Annotated in this window: 18 protein-coding genes; 3 read left to right on the plus strand and 15 right to left on the minus strand. The window is 63.5% G+C overall.

Annotation, left to right across the window (positions count from 1 at the left end; translation table 11 throughout):
• Window positions 1-70: 70 nt before the first annotated feature.
• The 5 genes from AC0L3O_RS17560 to AC0L3O_RS17580 all read right to left on the minus strand — a co-directional run bounded on the left by AC0L3O_RS17560 (window position 71) and on the right by AC0L3O_RS17580 (window position 4620).
• A complete protein-coding gene (locus AC0L3O_RS17560) occupies window positions 71-1042 on the minus strand; it encodes an ABC transporter substrate-binding protein (RefSeq protein WP_023798699.1) in 972 nt (323 codons plus the stop codon).
• A gap of 82 nt (window positions 1043-1124) precedes the next feature.
• Window positions 1125-2261 carry an ABC transporter permease gene (locus AC0L3O_RS17565; protein ID WP_473531223.1) on the minus strand — a complete coding sequence of 379 codons (1137 nt, stop codon included), beginning with the start codon at window positions 2259-2261 and terminating at the stop codon, window positions 1125-1127.
• The gene (locus AC0L3O_RS17570) at window positions 2258-3136 is read right to left on the minus strand and encodes an ABC transporter permease (protein WP_473616171.1); all 879 of its coding nucleotides are present in this window, start codon (window positions 3134-3136) and stop codon (window positions 2258-2260) included. The genes AC0L3O_RS17565 and AC0L3O_RS17570 overlap by 4 nt, the downstream gene beginning before the upstream one ends.
• Entirely contained in the window at window positions 3136-3654 is a 519-nt protein-coding gene (locus AC0L3O_RS17575) for an endonuclease domain-containing protein (RefSeq protein WP_473616172.1), read from the minus strand. The genes AC0L3O_RS17570 and AC0L3O_RS17575 overlap by 1 nt, the downstream gene beginning before the upstream one ends.
• A 174-nt stretch (window positions 3655-3828) precedes the next feature.
• Window positions 3829-4620 carry an ABC transporter ATP-binding protein gene (locus AC0L3O_RS17580; RefSeq protein ID WP_287237206.1) on the minus strand — a complete coding sequence of 264 codons (792 nt, stop codon included), beginning with the start codon at window positions 4618-4620 and terminating at the stop codon, window positions 3829-3831.
• Between the two features lie 110 nt (window positions 4621-4730).
• On the opposite strand from AC0L3O_RS17580, the gene AC0L3O_RS17585 reads away from it, so the two are divergent.
• Window positions 4731-5135 carry a cupin domain-containing protein gene (locus AC0L3O_RS17585; protein WP_027153830.1) on the plus strand — a complete coding sequence of 135 codons (405 nt, stop codon included), beginning with the start codon at window positions 4731-4733 and terminating at the stop codon, window positions 5133-5135.
• Between the two features lie 77 nt (window positions 5136-5212).
• Here AC0L3O_RS17585 and hydA read toward each other — a convergent pair whose 3' ends face one another.
• From hydA to aptA, 3 genes are all read right to left on the minus strand, one after another.
• Window positions 5213-6664, minus strand: coding sequence for a dihydropyrimidinase (gene hydA / locus AC0L3O_RS17590; RefSeq protein ID WP_473536068.1), 1452 nt, complete (start codon window positions 6662-6664; stop codon window positions 5213-5215).
• A 64-nt stretch (window positions 6665-6728) separates the two neighbouring features.
• On the minus strand, window positions 6729-7979 hold the full coding sequence (locus AC0L3O_RS17595; RefSeq protein WP_473536067.1) for a Zn-dependent hydrolase: 1251 nt from the start codon (window positions 7977-7979) through the stop codon (window positions 6729-6731).
• A 55-nt stretch (window positions 7980-8034) separates the two neighbouring features.
• A complete protein-coding gene (aptA, locus tag AC0L3O_RS17600; protein ID WP_473536066.1) occupies window positions 8035-9363 on the minus strand; it encodes an omega-aminotransferase AptA in 1329 nt (442 codons plus the stop codon).
• A 254-nt stretch (window positions 9364-9617) separates the two neighbouring features.
• On the opposite strand from aptA, the gene AC0L3O_RS17605 reads away from it, so the two are divergent.
• Window positions 9618-10247 (plus strand): TetR family transcriptional regulator C-terminal domain-containing protein, encoded by a 630-nt coding sequence (locus tag AC0L3O_RS17605; RefSeq protein WP_128174246.1) that lies wholly within the window; start codon window positions 9618-9620, stop codon window positions 10245-10247.
• Window positions 10248-10328: 81 nt separating this feature from the next.
• On the opposite strand, the gene AC0L3O_RS17610 is transcribed toward AC0L3O_RS17605, so the two are convergent.
• The 5 genes from AC0L3O_RS17610 to AC0L3O_RS17630 form a co-directional block, all read right to left on the minus strand.
• On the minus strand, window positions 10329-10706 hold the full coding sequence (locus AC0L3O_RS17610; protein ID WP_473536064.1) for a DoxX family protein: 378 nt from the start codon (window positions 10704-10706) through the stop codon (window positions 10329-10331).
• Window positions 10707-10771: 65 nt separating this feature from the next.
• Window positions 10772-11230, minus strand: coding sequence for a carboxymuconolactone decarboxylase family protein (locus AC0L3O_RS17615; RefSeq protein WP_091600277.1), 459 nt, complete (start codon window positions 11228-11230; stop codon window positions 10772-10774).
• An 11-nt stretch (window positions 11231-11241) separates the two neighbouring features.
• Complete coding sequence (locus AC0L3O_RS17620; RefSeq protein ID WP_287249484.1) at window positions 11242-11760, minus strand: RrF2 family transcriptional regulator; 519 nt, start codon at window positions 11758-11760, stop codon at window positions 11242-11244.
• 324 nt (window positions 11761-12084) lie between these two features.
• Window positions 12085-13398 (minus strand): NAD-dependent dihydropyrimidine dehydrogenase subunit PreA, encoded by a 1314-nt coding sequence (preA, locus tag AC0L3O_RS17625; protein WP_128167225.1) that lies wholly within the window; start codon window positions 13396-13398, stop codon window positions 12085-12087.
• 2 nt (window positions 13399-13400) lie between these two features.
• Entirely contained in the window at window positions 13401-14765 is a 1365-nt protein-coding gene (locus tag AC0L3O_RS17630; protein ID WP_473536063.1) for an NAD(P)-dependent oxidoreductase, read from the minus strand.
• Window positions 14766-14983: 218 nt separating this feature from the next.
• Between AC0L3O_RS17630 and AC0L3O_RS17635 the strand changes: the two genes are divergently transcribed.
• A complete protein-coding gene (locus tag AC0L3O_RS17635) occupies window positions 14984-15760 on the plus strand; it encodes a VOC family protein (protein ID WP_419693812.1) in 777 nt (258 codons plus the stop codon).
• Between the two features lie 248 nt (window positions 15761-16008).
• On the opposite strand, the gene AC0L3O_RS17640 is transcribed toward AC0L3O_RS17635, so the two are convergent.
• Together AC0L3O_RS17640 and AC0L3O_RS17645 are read right to left on the minus strand one after the other, a co-directional pair.
• Window positions 16009-18450, minus strand: a complete 2442-nt coding sequence (locus tag AC0L3O_RS17640) for a GcvT family protein (RefSeq protein WP_473616174.1) — start codon at window positions 18448-18450, stop codon at window positions 16009-16011.
• A 247-nt stretch (window positions 18451-18697) separates the two neighbouring features.
• Entirely contained in the window at window positions 18698-20236 is a 1539-nt protein-coding gene (locus AC0L3O_RS17645; protein ID WP_287173562.1) for a trimethylamine methyltransferase family protein, read from the minus strand.
• Window positions 20237-20343: the final 107 nt, after the last annotated feature.

Genomic DNA, 20343 nt, shown 5'->3' on the forward strand with positions numbered 1-20343 from the left:
CAAAAAAAGGGGCGGTCGCCCGTCCCCTTTTTTTCGAATTGCGGGCCGCAGAGGCCCCGGTTGATGGCCCTTACTTGATGGCCTTGTCGGTGATAGCGGTCGTGTAGGCGCCGGTCGGCTCCTTGGTGATGATCTTCTGGTCGAGCAACGCCTTGGCGGTGCGCGCGTAGGTCGCCGGGTCGAGCTTGCCGTCGGCATTGTCGATCAGCTTGGCGACTTCGCCCATCATGCGCTTCTGGTGGTTCTCGTCCTGGCCGCCATTGTCCATGACGATGCCGGCCGCCTCGTCGGAATTGTCGACGGCGTATTTCCAGCCCTTCATCGAGGCGCGCACGAAACGCACCATCTTGTCCTCGAAGGCCGGATCCTTGAGCTTGTCCTCCAGGGCATAGAGCCCGTCCTCAAGCAGGTCGTTGCCCATGGCCGAGTAGTTGAACACGATCAGCTCTTCCGGCTTGTAGCCGGCATCGATGAGCTGCCAGTATTCGTTGTAGGTCATGACCGAAATGCAATCCGCCTGCTTCTGGATCAGCGGCTGCACGTCGAAACTCTGCTTCAGCACGGTGACGCCATCCGGGCCGCCGTCGGTCTTCAGGCCGAGCTTGTTCATCCAGGCGTAGAACGGATACTCGTTGCCGAAGAACCAGACGCCGAGCGTATGGCCCTTGAAGTCGGCCTCGGTCTTGACCGGGCCATCCTTCGGGCAGACCAGCTGCATGCCGGCCTTCTTGAACGGCTGGGCGATATTGACCAGCGGCACGCCCTTTTCGCGTGCGGCCAACGCGCCGCCCATCCAGTCGACGATGACGTCGGCGCCGCCACCGGCGATCACCTGCTCGGGCGCGATATCGGGACCGCCCGGCTTGATCTCGACGTCGAGGCCCTCGGCCTCATAAAAACCCTTGTCCTTGGCGACGTAGTAGCCGGCGAACTGGGCCTGTGTGACCCATTTCAGCTGCAGCGTCACCTTGTCTGCGGCCATCGCCTGGAACGCGGCAAGCGACATCGCGCCGGCCAGCATCGAAACAACAAGTCTTTTCATGCTTTTACCCTCTGGAGTTAAGTGTTCACCCTTTTAGGACCAGGACCTTCAATCCAACCCTGATTCCAAACCCGCCACCGCCCTATCCACCACGGACGGAGGGATGCCAAAACGTGACTGCTCTCTCGAAAAGAGCGACCACGCCATAAAAGACCGAACCCGCAAGTGCTGCAACTGCGATTTCGGCCCAGACCATGTCGATATTCATCCGTCCGACTTCGGTCGAAATCCGGAATCCCATGCCGACCACCGGCGTGCCGAAGAACTCCGCGACGATGGCGCCGATCAGCGCCAGCGTCGAATTGATCTTCAGCGCGTTGAAGATGAAGGGCGCTGCCGCCGGCAACCGCAGCTTGAACAGCGTCTGCCAGTAGCTCGACGCATAGGTGCGCATCAGGTCGCGTTCCATATGGCCGGAGGCAGCAAGCCCGGCGACCGTGTTCACCAGCATCGGGAAGAAGGTCATGATGATGACGACGGCGGCCTTCGACTGCCAGTCGAAGCCGAACCACATGACCATGATCGGCGCTACGCCGATGATCGGCAGCGCCGACACCATATTGCCGATCGGCAAAAGCCCGCGGCGCAGGAACGGCACGCGGTCGGCCGCGATGGCGGCAAGGAAGCCGGCACCGCTGCCAACGATGTAGCCGAAGATCACCGCCTTGAAGATGGTCTGCCGCACGTCGGCCGCCAGCACCGGCAGCGAATTGGCGATGCGCACGCCGATGGCGCTTGGCGGCGGCAGCAGGATGAAGGGAATGCCGGCGCCGCGCGTCACCGCCTCCCAGATGATCAGGATCCAGGCGCCGAAGATCGCCGGAATGATCAGCCTCAAAGCGGTCGCCGCCCAGCGCGAGGCCGGGCGAAGCGCGGACAGCACCGTCACGCAGCGCCAGGCCAGGAGCCATGCCGCGGCAAGCAGCAGATAGAACGACGCGCGGGCGGTGCCCTCATTGCCGGTTATGCCGGCGAGCAGCAGCCACGCTGCGCCATGCGCGCCAAGGAAGAGCAACACCACCCCAATTGCCGGCGGGAAATTATCGGCCCCAATTGCCAGGAGCAGCAACAAGAAAATCAAAGCCGCAGTACCGACACCGTAGCCGGGCGCCGCATCGACAAGCGGCCAAAGAAGCAGCGCGCCGGCAAGAAGGACAAGCGAGGCATACCCTTGCCACGAGCGGGGGGTGATCGACGAAAGGCTCAGGAGATCGCTCATGCCGGCCTCCCGCCCATGGCGCGGTTGACGAGGCGCCCGGCTATGCCGACCACCATCACCAAAAGGGCCGCCACCACCGAGCCCGCCACCAGCGCCGACCAGATATCGATGGTCTGGCTGTAATAGGCGCCGGCGAGCAGCTTGGCGCCGATGCCGGCGACGGCACCGGTCGGCAGTTCACCGACGATGGCGCCGACCAGGCTGGCGGCCACCGCCACCTTCATCGAGGTGAACAGGAACGGCACCGATGCCGGCACCCGCAACTTCCAGAAGGTCTGCGAGGGGCTGGCATTGTAGGTGTGCATCAGGTCGAGATGGGTGAGTTCGGGCGAACGCAGCCCCTTGACCATGCCGACCGCCACCGGGAAGAACGACAGATAGGTCGAGATCAGCGCCTTCGGGATCAGGCCGGTAACGCCGATCGCCGCCAGCACGACGATGATCATCGGCGCCACCGCCAGGATCGGAATGGTCTGCGAGGCGATGATCCACGGCATCAGGCTGCGGTCGAGCGTCGCCACATGGACGATGCCGACGGCAATCAGGATGCCGAGCGCCGTGCCGAAAGCGAAGCCGAGCAGCGTCGAGGACAGCGTCACCCAGGCATTGTAGACAAGGCTGCGATTGCTGGTGACCTTGCGCAGAAACGTGTTCTCGAAGAAATTCACCGCCACCTGATGCGGCGCCGGCAGTGTCGGCTTCGGCTGCGCCATCGTCTTGCCGATGAACTCCACGATCCCCGGCGTCTCGCCGGCACGGCGGTCGAGATCGCGCTGGAACGGCGCGTTGAGGATGACGGCGAAAACATACCAGACGACCACCACGCCTGCGAGGATCGAGGTCACCGGAACGATCTTGTCGCGAAAGGAGTCCATCAGCGAAGCTCCCCTCCTCTCCCCAACGGGGAGAGGGTGGCCGGAGCGAAGCGGAGGCCGGGTGAGGGGGTAGAAATCTTTCCGTCGAGGCAAGCCAGGATCGTATCAAGGACCGCTCGGCGCTCGGCCAAAACTTCATGGTTCCAGAACCGGAGAACGGAATAACCATGCCCATTCAGCCAGGCCGTCCTGGCGGGGTCGGTTGGTGAATCCGCATGCTGGCTGCCATCGAGTTCGACAATCAGACCCTTCTCGCGACAAACGAAATCCGCGATGAAAGGTCCAAGCGGCACTTGCCTCACAAATTTGTAGCCGTTGAGATGACGTCCTCTCAGATCCCCCCGAAGTCGGTACTCAGCCTCGGTTTCGTCGACCCGCAGCTTTCGAGCGCGAGCGGTTGCCCCGGCATTTCTTTTGGTCGGATCTGTCGGCGCCGCCCCCTCACCCGACCTCCGCTTCGCTCCGGCCACCCTCTCCCCGTCGGGGAGAGGAGGGAGCCCATCCCGCCCAATCCTCATAGCTGTGCCCTGCCCTGCGCCGCGTCGCTTCGCTCCTTGCTCCGCCCTAGGATGACGAAGGCATGGTTGGCCGCGCTCTCGATGAACGCCGCTTCGCGGCGGCTCCGCCCTAGGATGACGAAGGCATGGGTGGGCCCGCTGGCACCGTCGGGGAGAGGAGAGAGCCCATCCCGCTCAATCCTCATAGCTGTGCCCTGCCCTGAGCCCGTCACGCACCCGCGCCGCGATCGCCAAAAACTCCGGCGTCTCGCGAATGTCGAGCGGCCGCTTTTTCGGCAGCGTCGATTCGATGACATCGCTGACGCGGCCCGGGCGCGGCGACATGACTATGATCCGCGTCGACAGGTAGACCGCCTCGGGAATGGAATGGGTGACGAAGCAGATGGTCTTGTTGGTCCGATCCCAAAGCTCCAGCAGCTGTTCGTTGAGGTGGTCGCGCACGATCTCGTCCAGCGCGCCGAACGGCTCGTCCATCAACAGAAGATCGGCATCGAACGCCAGCGCCCGCGCGATCGAGGCACGCTGCTGCATGCCGCCGGAAAGCTGCCACGGGTATTTCTGCTCGAAGCCGGCCAGGTTGACGAGATCGAGCGTGCGCTTGATGCGCGCCGCCTGCTCTGCCTTCGACAGGCCCATGATCTCCAGCGGCAGCGCCACATTGCGCTCGATCGTGCGCCACGGATAAAGTGCGGCCGCCTGGAAGACATAGCCATAGGCGCGGTTTTCGCGCGCCTGCTCCGGCGTCACGCCATTGACGGAGATGCTTCCCGATGTCGGTTTCTCGAGATCGGCGATGACCCGCAGCAAGGTCGTCTTGCCGCAACCGGACGGCCCGATGAAGGAGACGAATTCGCCCTTGCCGATGGTCAGGTCGACATCCGACAGCGCCTGCACCGGACCGTCGCTGGTCTGGAAGGTCAGGCCGAGCTTGCTTGCCGAAACGACGGCTGGCGACTGTCCGGTCATAGGCCGCAGCCTGGCTTTTCGCACCGCCGCCGCGCCGGCCGCACTCCCGTTGCTTTTGCCAAAATGCTGCTTTCCACTTATCTTGTCCCACTCGATCGAGAGTTTGCCCGATGTCGTCCAAACCCACCTGCCATCTTATCCGCCCCGAAGGCTCTTATGAAGGCAAGCAGGGATTGAGTTATTTCACCGGCATCGCCGCCGAGACGGTCGGCTCTACCGGCATCTGCATGCACCTGCTCACCATGCCGCCCGGTGCCCGCGCCAAGGCGCATATGCACGAAAGCCATGAGACGGCGATCTATGTGCTCTCCGGCGAGGTCCATACCTGGTATGGCGATCGGCTCGAGCAGCAGACCGTGGCCAAGGCCGGCGACCTCTTCTACATTCCCGCCGGCGTGCCGCATCTGCCGGCCAATCTGAGCGACAGCCCGGCCTCGGCGGTCATCGCCCGCACCGATCCCAACGAACAGGAAAGCGTCGTGCTGCTGCCGCAACTGGATGGGCTGGTCGCCTGAGGCCGGCTTCAGTGCAATCGCTTCAGGTTTGCGCTGCCCCTGAGGGGCGGCGCCGACTTCGACAAACCCGCGCAAGCTCACACCCCGGTCGCCGGAATGCCTGATCGTTCCACCTTGCGCGGCGCGGAAATTTCCTTCCAGGTCGACAGCGCCCGGTTGACCGCGGCATTCGGCTCGCGAGCGACGAACTCGCCATGGCCGGGCTTCGCCTTGACCTCGTTCTCCTGGATCGACAATTCGCCGCGCGAAAAGACGAAGCGCGGCAGGCCGGTCACCTCGAAACCTTCGAAGACGTTGTAGTCGATCACCGACTGCTGCTTCTTGGAGGTGATCGTCTTCTTGCGCTTCGGGTCCCAGACGAGGATGTCGGCGTCGGCGCCTTCGACGATGGCGCCCTTCTTCGGATACATGTTGAGGATTTTGGCGATGTTGGTCGAGGTCACCGCGACGAATTCGTTCATCGTGAGCCGGCCGGTGTTGACGCCCGTCGTCCACAGCACCGGCAAGCGGTCCTCAAGCCCGCCGGTGCCGTTCGGGATCTTGGTGAAATCGCCGACACCGTTGCGCTTCTGGCTGGTGGTGAAGGCGCAATGGTCGGTCGCCACCACTTGCAGCGATCCGGCCTGCAGGCCGGCCCACAGCGAATCCTGGTGCAGTTTGTTGCGGAACGGCGGGCTCATCACGCGGCGCGCCGCATGGTCCCAGTCCTTGTTGAAATATTCGCTCTCGTCGAGCGTCAGATGCTGGATCAGCGGCTCGCCGAACACCCGCATGCCCTTCTGCCGCGCCCGGCGAATGGCTTCGTGCGCCTGCTCGCAGGAGACATGCACGACATAGAGCGGCACGCCGGCCATGTCGGCGATCATGATGGCGCGGTTGGTCGCCTCGCCTTCCACTTCCGGCGGCCGCGAATAAGCGTGCCCTTCGGGGCCGTTATTGCCGGCGGCCAGCAGCTTCTGCGACAGCGCCGCCACCACGTCGCCATTCTCGGCATGGACCAGCGGCAGCGCGCCAAGGTCGGCGCAGCGCTGGAACGACGAATACATCTCGTCGTCGTCGACCATCAGCGCGCCCTTGTAGGCCATGAAGTGCTTGAACGAGGTGATGCCCTTCTCGACGACGGTGGCCATCTCGTCGAACACCTGCTTGCCCCACCAGGTGATCGCCATGTGGAAGGAATAGTCGCAGGAGGCTTTCGAGGTCTTGTTGTCCCACATCTGCAAGGCCTCGAGCAGCGACTGCTGCGGCGCCGGCAGACAGAAATCGACAACCATGGTGGTGCCGCCGGCAAGCGCGGCGCGGGTGCCGCTCTCGAAATCGTCAGCCGAATAGGTGCCCATGAACGGCATTTCGAGATGGGTGTGCGGATCGATGCCGCCCGGCATCACGTAGCAGCCGGTGGCGTCGAACTCGTGATCGCCATGCAGGTCCGGCCCGATGGCGATGATCTTGCCGTGCTTGAACAGCACGTCGGCCTTCCAGCTTCGATCGGCGGTGACGATGGTGCCGTTCTTGATGACTTTGGACATTTTTTTGTTCCCTTGTTCTCTTCGCGCTTCTTGGTGAGCGACGTTCGGAATCTTGGTTTCTAGCTCACCCCACGATGACAGCTGTCTCCACCACCGCGTGGAACAGCACATCGGCGCCGGCCGCCGCCCATTCCTTGGTGATTTCCTCGGCCTCGTTGTGGCTGAGCCCGTCGACGCAGGGGCACATCACCATTGCCGTCGGCGCGACGCGGTTGATCCAGCAGGCGTCGTGGCCGGCGCCGGAGACGATGTTGCGATGCGTATAACCCAAGCGCTCGGCCGCATCCCGCACTGCCTTGACGCAGCCCGGATCGAAAGTCACCGGATCGAAATGGCCGACCTGGTCGATTTGATATTTGATGTCGAGCGCTTCGCAGATCGTGTCGATGCCTTCGCGGATGCGCCCGTCCATGGCGTCGAGCACTTCCTTTTCCGGTGAGCGGATGTCGATGGTGAACATGGTGCGGCCGGCGATGATGTTGCGCGAGTTCGGATAGACCTCCATGTGGCCGACCGCGCCGACGGCGTCGGGCTGGTAGTCCATGGCGATCTCGTGCACCAGTTCGATCACCCGCGCCATGCCGAGCCCAGCATTGCGGCGCTTCGGCATCGGCGTCGAGCCGGTATGCGCCTCCTTGCCGGTCAGCGTCACCTGCAGCCATTTCAATCCCTGGCCATGGGTGACGACGCCGATGTCGATGCCCTCGTCCTCGAGGATCGGGCCCTGCTCGATATGCAGCTCGAAGAAGGCGTGGATCTTGCGCTCACCGACTTTCTCGCTGCCTTTCCAGCCGATGCGTTCGAGCTCCTCGCCGAATTTTTTGCCGTCCTTGTCGACATGTTCGTAGACGTCGGCTTGGTCGAGGACGCCGGCGAACACGCCGGATGCCATCATCGCCGGCGCAAAGCGCGCGCCTTCCTCGTTGGTCCAGTTGGTGACGACGATCGGATGTTTTGTCTTGATGCCGAGCTCGTTGAGCGAGCGTACGATCTCAAGGCCGCCAAGAACGCCGAGCACGCCGTCATACTTGCCGCCGGTCGGCTGGGTGTCGAGATGGCTGCCGACATAGACCGGCGGCAGATCGGGCTCGGTGCCCTCGCGGCGGGCAAACATCGTGCCCATCTCGTCGAGGCCCATTTCAAGTCCAGCCGCCTCGCACCAGCGCTTGAACAGCTGCCGCCCCTCGCCGTCCGCGTCGGTCAACGTCTGGCGATTGTTGCCGCCGGCAACGCCGGGGCCGATCTTCGCCATTTCCATTATCGAATCCCACAAACGGTCTGAATTGATTCGCAGATTCTCGCCCGGAGCGGCCATTTCTAAAACCTCATCGATTGCGCAGCGTCCCCCAGGGAACGCTGCCGCGCGCCCTTCAATCCACCGCCCTCAGCACTCCACGCACATGGTCGATCAATTCGTTGATCTGGCCCTTGGTGATGATCAGCGGCGGCGACAGCGCGATGATGTCGCCGGTGGTGCGGATCAGCGCGCCGCGCTCGAACGCTTTCACAAAAGCCGAGAAGGCACGCTTGGTCGGACTGCCGGGAATCGGCGCCAGCTCGATCGCACCGATCAGGCCGATGTTTCTGATGTCGATGACGTTCGGCTCGCCCTTCAGCGAATGCAGCGCGTCTTCCCAATACGGCGCCAGTTCCTGGCCGCGGGTGAGCAGGCCCTCTTCCTTATAGGTATCGAGCGTGCCCAGCGCCGCCGCACAGGCGATCGGATTGCCCGAATAGGTGTAGCCGTGGAAGAACTCGATCATATGCTCGGGGCCGGTCATGAAGGCGTCGTGGATTTCCTTCTTGACGAACACCGCGCCCATCGGGATGACGCCGTTGGAGACGCCCTTGGCGGTGGTCATGATGTCGGGCGTGACGCCGAAATAGTCGGCGGCAAACGGCGTGCCGAGACGGCCGAAGCCGGTGATGACCTCGTCGAAGATCAAAAGGATTCCGTGCTTGGTGCAAATCTCGCGCAGCCTCTCGAGATAGCCCTTCGGCGGCAGGATGACGCCGGTGGAACCCGCCACCGGCTCGACGATGACGGCCGCGATGGTCGAGGCGTCGTGCAGCGTGACGATGCGCTCCAACTCGTTGGCCAGTTCCGCGCCATGCTCGGGCACGCCCTTGGTGAACGAATTCTTCTCCGGCAGGTGGGTGTGCGGCATGTGGTCGACGCCGCCGAGCAGCGTGCCGAACATCTTGCGGTTGGTGACGATGCCGCCGACCGAGATGCCGCCGAAATTGACGCCGTGATAGCCGCGCTCGCGGCCGATCAGGCGGGTGCGCGAGCCCTCGCCTCTGGCGCGGTGATAGGCGATCGCCATCTTCAGCGCGGTCTCGACCGATTCCGATCCGGAATTGGTGAAGAACACGTGGTCCATGCCCTCCGGCGCCAGGTCGACCAAACGGTTCGCCAGTTCGAAGACGATCGGGTGACCCATCTGGAACGCCGGCGCATAGTCGAGCTCTGCGGCCTGGCTCTGGATCGCCTCGGTGATCTTCGGCCGGCAGTGGCCGGCATTGACGCACCACAGGCCGGCGGTGCCGTCTAAAACCGTGCGGCCGTCGCTCGTCGTGTAATGCATGTCCTTGGCGGACACCATCATGCGCGGCGCCTGCTTGAACTGCCGGTTTGCCGTGAACGGCATCCAGAATGCGCTGAGATCGTTCGGCGTGACTTTCAGCCGGTTGGACATGACCAAGACTTCCCCTTGTAACCTGTTTCGGTGCGGCTAACGCTTGGTCTTCCCGACACTTGGTCTCTGCTGCGTTTTCGTGCTACGCAAATTTTGACCGATTGGACAAACGTTAGCACCGCCCTGTCGGCGGTCAAGGGATTACTAGCGGAAATGCGGCAGCTGAGGCGCGCTCCACAGGCCGGAGAAAAACTGGTCCAGAGAATTGGTCCAGATGGCTCTCCAAGCCATGGTATGCCGCGGTGACGGCCGACATGGAAATTCCGGCCCCTCGCCGTACCCGCATCCAGCAGGAAAAGCGCGAGCTGATCCTGGAGGCGGCGCTCGAGGTGTTCTCGACCAGCGGCTTTCGCGGCTCGACCATCGACCAGATCGCCGAAGCCGCCGGCATGTCGAAGCCGAACCTGCTCTACTATTTCCGCCGCAAGGAGGACATCCACGAGACGCTGATGCAGCGGCTTCTCGACACCTGGCTGGCGCCGCTGCGCGAACTCGACGACATCGGCGATCCCTTGACCGAATTGCGAAGCTATATCAGGCGCAAGCTCGAAATGGCGCGCGATTTCCCCAGGGAAAGCCGCCTGTTCGCCAACGAGATCCTGCAGGGCGCGCCGCGCATCATGCCGATGCTGGAAGGCGAGCTGAAGACGCTGGTCGACGAGAAGGCCGCCGTCATCAAGGGCTGGATGCGCGCCGGCAAGATCGCGCCCACCGACCCCTGGCACCTGATCTTCTCGATCTGGGCGACGACGCAGCACTATGCCGATTTCGACGTTCAGGTCCGCGCCGTGCTCGGCCCCGACCGCGGCGGCGACGGCCGCTTCGAGGATGCTGCAAGGTTTCTCGAACAATTGTTCATCGACGGGCTGAAGCCGAAGAGCTGAAGCTTCAGCAATTGGTTTGACAGATTGAGACCGTTTGCCAGAGGCTGCGGCGGCTGCCTCCGCGAGGCGGCCACCGAACCTTCAAAGCGGCTGCGCCGCCAGCGCCAGGAAACCTCCAGTAAGCGCCACGTTGCCGACAAAGCCGTTGATGCGCGACGCGCGCTTGGGGCCCTGATGATCCCAGAAATTGTGGAACATCGGCGTGGCCACCATCAGGAACAGCACCAGGCACAGAGCCGCGGCAGCGGTCCAGACACCTGATATCACCAGCGCTCCGGAAACGATTTGCAGGACGATCCCCAACCACAGCATCAGCCGCGCCTGCGGCACGCCTCGCGTCGTCATCAGCTGGGTCAGGAAGCCTGCATTCTGGATGTTGCGCAGGCCGGCAAAGACAAAGGCGCCGCCAAGCAGCAGGCGTGCGGCAACCAGAATCTCATTCTCAAAATTCGACAACATGGTCTTGATCCCAAAGCAAAAAGAGACGCGCGGGGCGTTAAGGCCGCGCATCCAGTTTCGTCTGCTCAGGCGGCCTTGGCCGCCGCTACCGGATGAATGGCGTGGAAGGGAACGCAGAGCCGGTTCCAGGTGTTGATCATGCCGATCGCGACGGACAGCTTGACCAATTCCTCTTCCGAGAAGTGTTCAAGCGTGCGAGCATAGAGATCGTCCGGCACGCCGCTGTCGGCGATCTTCGTCACCACGTCGGTCCAGGCGAAGGCAGCACGTTCGCGCTCGGAAAACAGCGGCGATTCCTTCCAGGCGGAGACGAGATAGAGCCGCTGCTCGGTCTCGCCATCTCGGCGCGCCTCGCGGCTGTGCATCTCGACGCAGTACGAACAGCCATTGATCTGCGACGCCCGCAGCTTGATCAGATGCAGCAGGCCTTCCTCGAGCCCGCACTCGTCGACCGCCTTGTTGAGCGCCGATACCGCTTTCATGATTTCCGGCGCCGCGCCGAAGAATTGCAGCCTCTGCTTCATTCTCTTTCCCTTCACGCTTGCTTGGTTGAACTGGATTTCTGCGGTCGTTGATGACGCTCGACAAAGGCGCAGTTGGCGGCGACTGAACGGGGATCGGCATCGCTCACGTATTCCGCAACGATGTCGGACAGCCGGGACTCAGCAAGAGCGGCGCGATAGGCGCGCTCGGCCTTCAGCATCGCGACGCTGATGCCGCAGGGTTTGACATAGGCCGAGGCATCGAGCCTGGCCGGCCCGCGCTGACGGATTTCGCCGCAACGGAAGGCCGGTTCGCGTCCTTCGACGGCGAGCACGATGTCGAGCAGCGTTATGCGCTCCGCCGGCCGCGCCAGCCGGAAACCGCCCGATGGCCCGGGCACCGATTCCAGGATGCCCGACGCCGTGAGCGCGTTGAGATGCTTGAGCAGATAGCTTGGCGACAGGCCGAACGCTTCCGCCATGGCAGCACCCGGCATGGTCGACGCGCCTTCCACGCCGGCAAGCATGGCGGCGCAGTGGATGGCCGCTTCAACGCCCTCGCCCAGCTTCATTTTTCTGAATTCCAATTCATGGATATATCTTATCGTGGATAATTTTTTATCCGCAATAGGAATATCCGGGCCTACGGTTCCTTTTCAAAGGTTGCGCTGCCCCTCATTGCCCTGCCGGGCATTTCTCCCCGTATAGTGACGGGGAGAAAGACGCTATCACCGATGATTTCGCCAATTGTCGGCGGTGCAAAAAGGGCGGCGAGGTTGCGGCAATCCCCCTTCTCCCCGTCACGATACGGGGAGAAGGTGCCGGCAGGCGGATGAGGGGCAGCGCCAACCTCGACAATTCAACCGGACGAAACCGATCTGGCGCTTCGACCAAACTTACTCCGCGGCCACCTTGGCCATCGGGTTGTTTGGATGCGTCGTCCAGTTGGCGTAGACCGGCGACACCGGTCTGCCGGTGCGCTGGTCGATGACGCCGGCCGCCAGCGGCTCCATGGTGATGCAGTTCTCGACAGGGCAGACATTGACGCAGAGGTTGCAGCCGACGCATTCGGCCTCGATCACCTCGAAATGCCGCTTGCCGTCAACCATGCTGGTGATCGCCTGGTGCGAAGTGTCCTCGCAGGCGATGTGGCAGCGGCCGCATTTGATGCACGCCTCCTGGTCGATATGCGCCTTGGCGACGTAATTGAGGTTGAGATATTGCCAGTCGGTGACGTTGGGCGTGGCGCGGCCGACGATGTCGTCGAGCGAGGCATGGCCCTTCTCGTCCATCCAGTTTTCCAGGCCGGCGATCATCTCCTGCACGATCTTGAAGCCATAGGTCATCGCCGCCGTGCACACCTGCACATTGCCGGCACCGAGCGCCATGAATTCGGCAGCGTCGCGCCAGGTGGTGATGCCGCCGATACCGGAGATCGGCAAGCCGTGCGTTTCCGGATCGCGGGCGATCTCGGCGACCATGTTCATGGCGATCGGCTTCACCGCCGGGCCGCAATAGCCGCCATGCGAACCCTTGCCGTCGATGGTCGGCTCCGGTGCGAAACTGTCGAGATTGACGCCGGTGATCGAATTGATGGTGTTGATCAGCGACACCGCGTCGGTGCCGCCGGCAAGGGCGGCACGCGCCGGCTTGCGTATATCGGTGATGTTCGGCGTCAGCTTGGTGATGACAGGCATGCGGGTGTTGGCCTTGCACCAGCGCACCACCATTTCGATGTATTCCGGCACCTGGCCGACGGCGGCGCCCATGCCGCGTTCCGACATGCCGTGCGGGCAGCCGAAATTGAGCTCGATGCCGTCGGCCCCGGTCTCCTCGACCACCGGCAGGATCGCCTTCCACGCATGCTCCTCGCAAGGCACCATCAGCGAGACGACGATGGCGCGCTCGGGCCAGTCCATCTTGACCTGCTTGATCTCGCGCAGATTGGTCTGCAAGTCGCGGTCGGTGATCAGCTCGATGTTGTTCAAGCCGAGCAGGCGGCGATCGGCGCCCCAGATCGCGCCATAGCGCGGGCCGTTGACATTGACCACCGGCGGCCCCTCTTCGCCGAGCGTCTTCCAGACAACGCCGCCCCAGCCCGCCCTAAAGGCGCGGATGACATTGTAGGCCTTGTCGGTCGGCGGCGCCGAGGCCAGCCAGAACGGATTTGGTGATTTGATGCCGACGAAATTGTTTCTGATATCTGCCATGCTCATGCCCTCCCGTTCGAGGTCAGTGCCCGGTGGATCGATTCGGCCGCGTCGCGCCCCTGCGCGACTGCCGAGACGGTGAGGTCGTCGCCGCCATAGATGCAGTCGCCGCCGGCCCAGACGTTTGGCAGCGAGGTGCGGCCTTCGGCGTCGACCTTGATGCGGCCGGCTTCCAGCGCCAGCAAGGCGCCGCTGCCGTTGAGCGCAGCCGGGACAAAGCTCTGGCCGATCGCCTTGAACACCTGGTCGGCGGTGAGCGTCATTCGCTCGCCGGTGCCGACGAGTTTCTCGCCATCCATCGCCGTATATTCGAGCTCGATGCCTGAGACCTTGCCGCCTTCGGCAATGACCCGCTTCGGCTGCAGCCAGTGGCGGATGATGACGCCGTTGGCGGCGGCCAGGTCCTGCTCGAATTCCGAGGCGTTCATGTGCTCCTGGCCGCGCCGGTAGCAGATCGTCACCTCTTCGGCGCCGAGCAGCTTTGATTGCACCGCCGCGTCGATCGCCGTCATGCCGCCACCGATGACGACGACACGCCGGCCGACCGGCAGGCTGGCAAGATCGCTGGCCTGGCGAAGCTCGGCAATGAACTCCACCGCATTGGTGACGCCTTGCGCGTCCTCGCCGTCGGCGCACAACGCGTTGACGCCGCCAAGTCCCATGCCGAGGAACACTGCATCGTAATTCCTGGTCAGGTCCGACAGCTGGTAATCGCGGCCAAGCGCCTTGCCGTTCTGGATGTTGATGCCGCCGATCGAAATGACATAGTCGACCTCAGCCTGGGCAAAATTGTCGATGCTCTTGTAAGCGGCGATGCCGTATTCATTGAGACCGCCGGCTTTCGGGCGGGCCTCCAGGATGGTCACGTCGTGACCGTGGCGGGCGAGCCGATGGGCGGCGGCAAGCCCGGCCGGTCCGGCGCCGACCACGGCGACCGTCTTGCCGGTCGGAGCGGCGCGCGCATAGAACTGCTTGTTCTCAGCCATTGCGACATCGGTGGCATAACGCTGCAGGCGGCCGATCTGCACCGGCTTGCCTTCCGCCACTTCGCGCACGCAGACCTCTTCGCACAGCGTCTCGGTCGGGCAGACGCGGGCGCACATGCCGCCCAAAATGTTCTGGTCGAAAATCGTCCTGGCCGAGCCGATCGGATTGCCGGTCGAGATCTGGCGGATGAACAGCGGGATGTCGATCGAGGTCGGGCACGCGTTCATGCACGGCGCATCGTAGCAGAAATAGCAGCGATCGGACTCGACCAGCGCCTCGTGATGATCGAGCGGCGGATGCAGGTCGGAAAAATTATCGGCGTATTGCTCAGGCGAAAGCCGGCCGCCGGCAATGCCCTGCTTGAAATGACCAGTCGCCATTCCGCTTCCCCATTCCTTGTTGTTTTGCGGAAGGCTAGCACGTTTTGTTTTTTTATCAATTGGTCAATTTTCGAGGCAAGCCGCTGAAAAGCCACAACAAAAACATGATATCAATACTCATGTTTTCTATATTGGCCTTGGCTGTCGGAATTCCGTCGCGAAGATCGTCCTAGATGGATCACGCATGATCGCTGACTGGAAACCCAAGGAGCACGACAATGCCAAACTCCCCGACGTCCTTCTTCTGGTACGAGCTGATGACCACCGATCTCGACGCTGCCGAAGCGTTCTACACCGACGTGGTCGGCTGGAAGGCGCAGCCCTTCGACGGCGCGCCCGGCATGCCGCGCTATATCGTCATGAATGTCGGCGAGCGCGGCGTCGGCGGGCTGATGACGCAGCCGGACGAAGTGCGCAAGACGGGCATGCCGCCGGCCTGGGTCGGTTACATCCATACCGGGGATGTCGATGCTTCGACGAAATCGCTGAAGGAGGCCGGCGGTACGGTTCACCGCGAACCCGATGACATTCCGGGCGTCGGCCGCTTTGCCGTCGTCGCCGATCCGCAAGGCGCGGTCTTCAATTTCCTGCAGCCGATTGGCCCTGACCAGCCGCCGTTGCCGGCTACCACTCCCGGCAATATCGGCTGGCATGAACTCTACACGACCGACTGGCGCGCCGCGTTCGATTTCTATGCCGGGCAATTCGGCTGGACCAAGGGCGACGCCATGGATATGGGGCCGATGGGCACCTACCAGCTGTTTGCCGCCGGCGGCGAACCTGTCGGCGGCATGATGAACAAGCCCGAGCAGGTTCCGGTGCCGGTCTGGCAGTTCTATTTCAATGTCCCCGCAATCGACGCGGCGGCCAAGCGTGTCACCGATAATGGCGGCACGATCCTGATGGGACCGATGGAGGTTCCCGGCGGCGGCTGGATCGTGATGTGCACGGATCCACAGGGTGCTCATTTCGCGCTAACGGCGCCGGTGCGGTAGCTGGGCCGGCGTCATGCTTGTCGAAGTGGGCGATCCTTCGCGCCCCCCTCTGTCCTGCCGGACATCTCCCCCACTTGGGGGGAGATTGGCAGCTCCGGCGACGGCACTCTTCTTGCGACCTTTGTGATTGGCGAATTCAGTGATGACGGCCGATCTCCCCCCTTGTGGGGGAGATGTCCGGCAGGACAGAGGGGGGCGCTGTCCCGCCGACCCCGCGCATTTTGGATAGCCTCCACCTAGCAGCGCCCTCACCCGCGCATCCGCACGAGATTCGCGTCGAACAGCGGCGTCGGCTGCACCCGGGCGGTGTAGCGCTTGCCCAGGAGCTCGATCTCGAAACCATCGGCCTCGTCGGCGATCTCCTTCGGCACATAGCCCATCGCCACGGACGTCTTCGAATGATGTGCGTAGCCGCCTGACGTGACCCAGCCGCGCACGGCGCCGTCGAACCAGATCGGCTCGTCGCCGATGACGTCGGCGTCTGCAGCATCGACGACAAAGGCGCGCAGCCGCAGCTTGCCGCCTTGCTGGCGCTCGGCCAGTGCCGCCTGCTTGCCGATGAAATCGGTTTCTTTCCCGTAGGCGACGAAACGGTCGAGCCCGGCCTCCAGCGGACCGTAGATCGGCCGGTATTCGCGCGCCCACGAGCCGTAATTCTTCTCCAGCCGCAGCGCGTTGAGCGCACGCGCGCCGAACAGGCCGATGCCGAAGTGTTCGCCGGCCGCCATCAGGGTCTGGTACGCGGCACGCTGATATTCCGGCGCCACCCAGATCTCGTAGCCGAGATCGCCGGTGTAGCTGACGCGGCCGACCAGGCACGGCGCCATGCCGATATCCATCCTGGCCGTCGCCATGAACGGAAACGCCGCATTCGACACATCCGCCCGCGTGGCTTTTGCCAGCACGTCCCGCGCCCTCGGACCGGCAATCGACAGGCCCGTCAGTTTCGCCCCCAGCGCCTCGATATGGACCGAGCCATCTTGCGGCAGATGCGCCTCGAACCAGCGCATATGATACTGCTCGGCAATGCCGGAACCGGCGAGGAACCAGCCCTCCCCGCTGGAATTGCCGCTGCCGAGATTGGCCAGCGAAAAGTCGCCGATCAGCCTGCCGTCTTGCTTCAGCATCGGCGCCAGCGTCATGCGGCCGGGCTTTGGCAGCTTGCAGGCAAGCAGGCGGTCGAGCCAGGCCGCCGCGCCCGCGCCCGTCACCCTGTATTTGGCGAAGGACGAGATTTCCGACAGGCCGACACTTGTCCGCACCGTCCTCACCTCTTTTGCGACATGCTCGAAATCGCTCGAGCGCCGCCACGAGAACTCGTCCCTGACGCCTTCGGGCGCATACCACAACGACACTTCCAGCCCATAGGCCACGCCCCACTGCGCGCCCTTCGCCGACAAAAGGTCGTAGACTGGCGTGGTCTTGAGCGGCCGCCCGGCAGGCAGTTCCTCATTGGGGAAGCGGATGGAAAAACGCCGCGAATAATTCTCGCGCACCTTGGCGTTGGTGTAGGCCATCGTTGCCCAGTCGCCGTAGCGAGAGACGTCCATCGCCCAGATGTCGGCGCCGGGATCGCCCTCGATCATCCAGTTCGACAGCGCCAGGCCAACACCGCCGCCCTGCGAAAAGCCGGCCATGACGCCGCAGGCGACCCAGAAGCCAGGCAGGCCGCGCACCGGCCCGACCAACGGGTTGCCGTCGGGCGCGAAGGTGAAGGGGCCGTTGATGATCTGCTTGATTCCGGTGTTCTGGAAGGCCGGGAAATGCCGAAACCCGACTTCCAATGACGGCGCGATGCGGTCGATGTCGGGCTCGAGAAGCTCGTGGCCGAAATTCCACGGTGTCTGGAGCTCGGACCATGGCTTGTTGGCCTTCTCATAGGTGCCCATCAGCATGCCGCCGCGCTCCTGGCGCAGATAGAGCTCGCCGTCGAAATCGACCGCGTGGATGATCTCCGTGCCGGTCTTCTGGTTCCAGGCGGCGACCTCCGGCATGTCCTCGGTGATCAGGTACATGTGCTCCATGGCCAGCACCGGCAGTTCGAGGCCCACCATGCGGCCGACCTCGCGCGCCCACAGGCCGCCGGCGTTGACGACATGCTCGGCCACCACCTTGCCCTTGTTGGTGATGATCCGCCACAACCCGTCGGCGCGGCGCACGATATCCTCGACCTTGGTGAAGCGCTCGACCTCGGCGCCAAGTTTTCTGGCCGCCTTGGCATAGGCGTGGGTGACGCCGGACGGGTCGAGATGACCGTCCTCCTTGTTGCGCACCGCGCCGACGAACTGTTTCGGGTCGAGCAGCGGCATCAACTCGGCCGCCTCATCAGGCGAGATCTCCTCGAGGTCGATGCCGAGATAGCGGCCCTTGGCGACAACGCCGCGCAGCCAGTCGAGCCGCGCCTCGGTCGCCGCCAAAAGCACGCCACCGGTCAGATGCACGCCGGTCGCCTGGCCGGACAGCTCCTCGATCTCCTTGTAGAGCGAGATCGTGTATTTCTGCAGCTTGGCGACGTTGGGATCGCCATTGATCGTGTGCATGCCGCCGGCCGCGTGCCAGGTCGAGCCGGAAGTCAGCTCGTCGCGCTCCAGAAGCACAATGTCGGTCCAGCCGTGACGGGCGAGATGGAACAGCACGGAACAGCCGACGACGCCTCCGCCAATGACCACGACCTTAGCATGCGATTTCATGGGTTTTTCTCATTATTTCAGGGAGTTGGAGGGGTGAGATGAGGGAGGAGCCAAGTCACCCCCCTCTGGCCTACCGGCCATCTCCTCCTCAAGGTCCCCCCAAGGGGGGAGATTGGCAGTTTCAACGCCGCCGCGCTCTTTTCAACGGTGGTGATTGGCGAAGGAGAACGTGACAGCCAATCTCCCCCCTTGAGGGGGAGATGTCCGGCAGGACAGAGGGGGGTACACGAGCGCAAGCCTTCGACCATCACGGCTCGCCCTGCCCGATCGCTTCCTTGCGCCTGGCCACATACGCCTCCAGCGCTTCGCGCACCGCAATATCCATCGTCGGCTCGACATGATCTTCCAGCGCCTTCTTCCACAGCCGCGTCGCCCGCGCCGTGGTGTCTAGCCCGCCGGCCTCCTGCCAGGCCTCGTAGTTCTGCCAATTGGAGAGCATCGGCTGGTAGAAGGCGGTTGCATAGCGCTCCAGCGTGTGCGGCTCGCCGAAGAAATGGCCGCCGGTCGGCACCGCACCCAGCGCCTCGACGGCGAGTTCCGCCTCGTTGACTTCGATCGGGCGCAAAAACTCCATCATGTGCTGGATCATCTCGACATCGATGATGAACTTTTCGAACGACGCGGTCAGCCCGCCCTCCTGCCAGCCGGCTGCGTGGTAGACGAGATTGCCGTGGCCGAGCACCGCACCCCACAGCGCCATCAGCGTCTCATAGGCGCCTTGCGCGTCGGCCGCGTTGGAGGCCGAGCCCGGCGTCGTCCGGTAGGGCAGTCCATAGCGCCGCGCCAATTGCCCGGAGGCGATGTTGGCCTTGGTGTTCTCCGGCGTGCCAAAGGCCGGCGCACCGGACTTCATGTCGACATTGGAGGTGAAGGCGCCATACATGACCGGGGCGCCAGGGCGGACAAGCTGCGTCAAGACCACGCCGAACAGCGCCTCGGCGTTCTGTTGCGCCAGCGCGCCGGCAAGCGTCACCGGGCTCATCGCCCCCATCAGCGTGAACGGCGTCACCGCAACCGACTGGCCGAACTCGGCCATGGTCATCAGGCCTTCGGCCATCATTTCGTCGAAGCGGCGCGGCGAGTTGACCGAGATGATGGTGGTGACGCCGGGATCGTCGCGCATTTGGTCGAGGCTCAAGCCCCGCGAAATCGCCATCATTTCGACGCCGTCCAGCGCCCTGCCGCGGCCGATCGCCGAGACGTGAAAACTCTTGTCGGTCAGCGTCAGATTGGCGAAATAGGTGTCGAGGTGGCGTGAATTGGCCGGCAGTTCCACCGGTGCGCAGACCTGATTGCCGAGCATGTGGATGCAGTTGAAATGCTGCGCCAGCCGGGTGAGGTCGCAATAGTCGCGCAAATTGCCGGCGCGCCGGCCGCGTTCCATGTCATGCACGTTCGGCGGTCCGGCGACGAGCGTAAAATTGATCGTGTTGCCGCCGAGATGGACTGTGTGGGCCGGGTTGCGCGGCGTCAGCGTATAGCTGGACCGCGTCGTCTTCAGTGCCTCGTCGACCATGCCGCGGTCGATGCGGACAGTCATCGACGCATGATTGACCTTGGCGCCGGCCTTCTCGAATAGCGAAAGCGCCCGCGGGCTCATCACCTCGATGCCGAAATTCTCCAGAATGTGCATCGACGCCTGGTGGATCGCCTCGATCTGATCGGCCGAGAGCATCGCCATCGGCGGATAGGGATTTGTCACGCGGCGCAACGGCAGTTGCGGGATGGCGGCCGGTCCCCTGTTGCTGGTTCGCTCGGCGCCGCGCTTGCGTCTCGGTTCGGTCATGCGGCGCATCAAAGCGCCGGCACGACGATCGGGCTGTCAGAAATCCGCCACCTGCGGGCGCGATTTTAGCCAAGGCGGCATTTTGGGATTTCGTGCCGACAAAAGCG

Source organism: Mesorhizobium sp. WSM4810, assembly GCF_055811235.1.

Excerpts from the sequence above, each read along its gene's own strand:
- AC0L3O_RS17560 (WP_023798699.1), bottom strand. The coding sequence starts at position 1,042 with ATGAAAAGACTTGTTGTTTCGATGCTGGCCGGCGCGATGTCGCTTGCC.
- AC0L3O_RS17570 (WP_473616171.1), bottom strand. The coding sequence starts at position 3,136 with ATGGACTCCTTTCGCGACAAGATCGTTCCGGTGACCTCGATCCTCGCA.
- AC0L3O_RS17610 (WP_473536064.1), bottom strand. The coding sequence starts at position 10,706 with ATGTTGTCGAATTTTGAGAATGAGATTCTGGTTGCCGCACGCCTGCTG.
- AC0L3O_RS17605 (WP_128174246.1), top strand. The coding sequence starts at position 9,618 with ATGGAAATTCCGGCCCCTCGCCGTACCCGCATCCAGCAGGAAAAGCGC.
- preA (WP_128167225.1), bottom strand. The coding sequence starts at position 13,398 with ATGGCAGATATCAGAAACAATTTCGTCGGCATCAAATCACCAAATCCG.
- AC0L3O_RS17565 (WP_473531223.1), bottom strand. The coding sequence starts at position 2,261 with ATGAGCGATCTCCTGAGCCTTTCGTCGATCACCCCCCGCTCGTGGCAA.
- hydA (WP_473536068.1), bottom strand. The coding sequence starts at position 6,664 with ATGTCCAAAGTCATCAAGAACGGCACCATCGTCACCGCCGATCGAAGC.
- AC0L3O_RS17585 (WP_027153830.1), top strand. The coding sequence starts at position 4,731 with ATGTCGTCCAAACCCACCTGCCATCTTATCCGCCCCGAAGGCTCTTAT.
- AC0L3O_RS17575 (WP_473616172.1), bottom strand. The coding sequence starts at position 3,654 with ATGAGGATTGGGCGGGATGGGCTCCCTCCTCTCCCCGACGGGGAGAGG.
- AC0L3O_RS17640 (WP_473616174.1), bottom strand. The coding sequence starts at position 18,450 with ATGAAATCGCATGCTAAGGTCGTGGTCATTGGCGGAGGCGTCGTCGGC.
- AC0L3O_RS17630 (WP_473536063.1), bottom strand. The coding sequence starts at position 14,765 with ATGGCGACTGGTCATTTCAAGCAGGGCATTGCCGGCGGCCGGCTTTCG.
- AC0L3O_RS17595 (WP_473536067.1), bottom strand. The coding sequence starts at position 7,979 with ATGGCCGCTCCGGGCGAGAATCTGCGAATCAATTCAGACCGTTTGTGG.
- AC0L3O_RS17645 (WP_287173562.1), bottom strand. The coding sequence starts at position 20,236 with ATGACCGAACCGAGACGCAAGCGCGGCGCCGAGCGAACCAGCAACAGG.
- aptA (WP_473536066.1), bottom strand. The coding sequence starts at position 9,363 with ATGTCCAACCGGCTGAAAGTCACGCCGAACGATCTCAGCGCATTCTGG.
- AC0L3O_RS17620 (WP_287249484.1), bottom strand. The coding sequence starts at position 11,760 with ATGAAGCTGGGCGAGGGCGTTGAAGCGGCCATCCACTGCGCCGCCATG.
- AC0L3O_RS17615 (WP_091600277.1), bottom strand. The coding sequence starts at position 11,230 with ATGAAGCAGAGGCTGCAATTCTTCGGCGCGGCGCCGGAAATCATGAAA.
- AC0L3O_RS17580 (WP_287237206.1), bottom strand. The coding sequence starts at position 4,620 with ATGACCGGACAGTCGCCAGCCGTCGTTTCGGCAAGCAAGCTCGGCCTG.
- AC0L3O_RS17635 (WP_419693812.1), top strand. The coding sequence starts at position 14,984 with ATGCCAAACTCCCCGACGTCCTTCTTCTGGTACGAGCTGATGACCACC.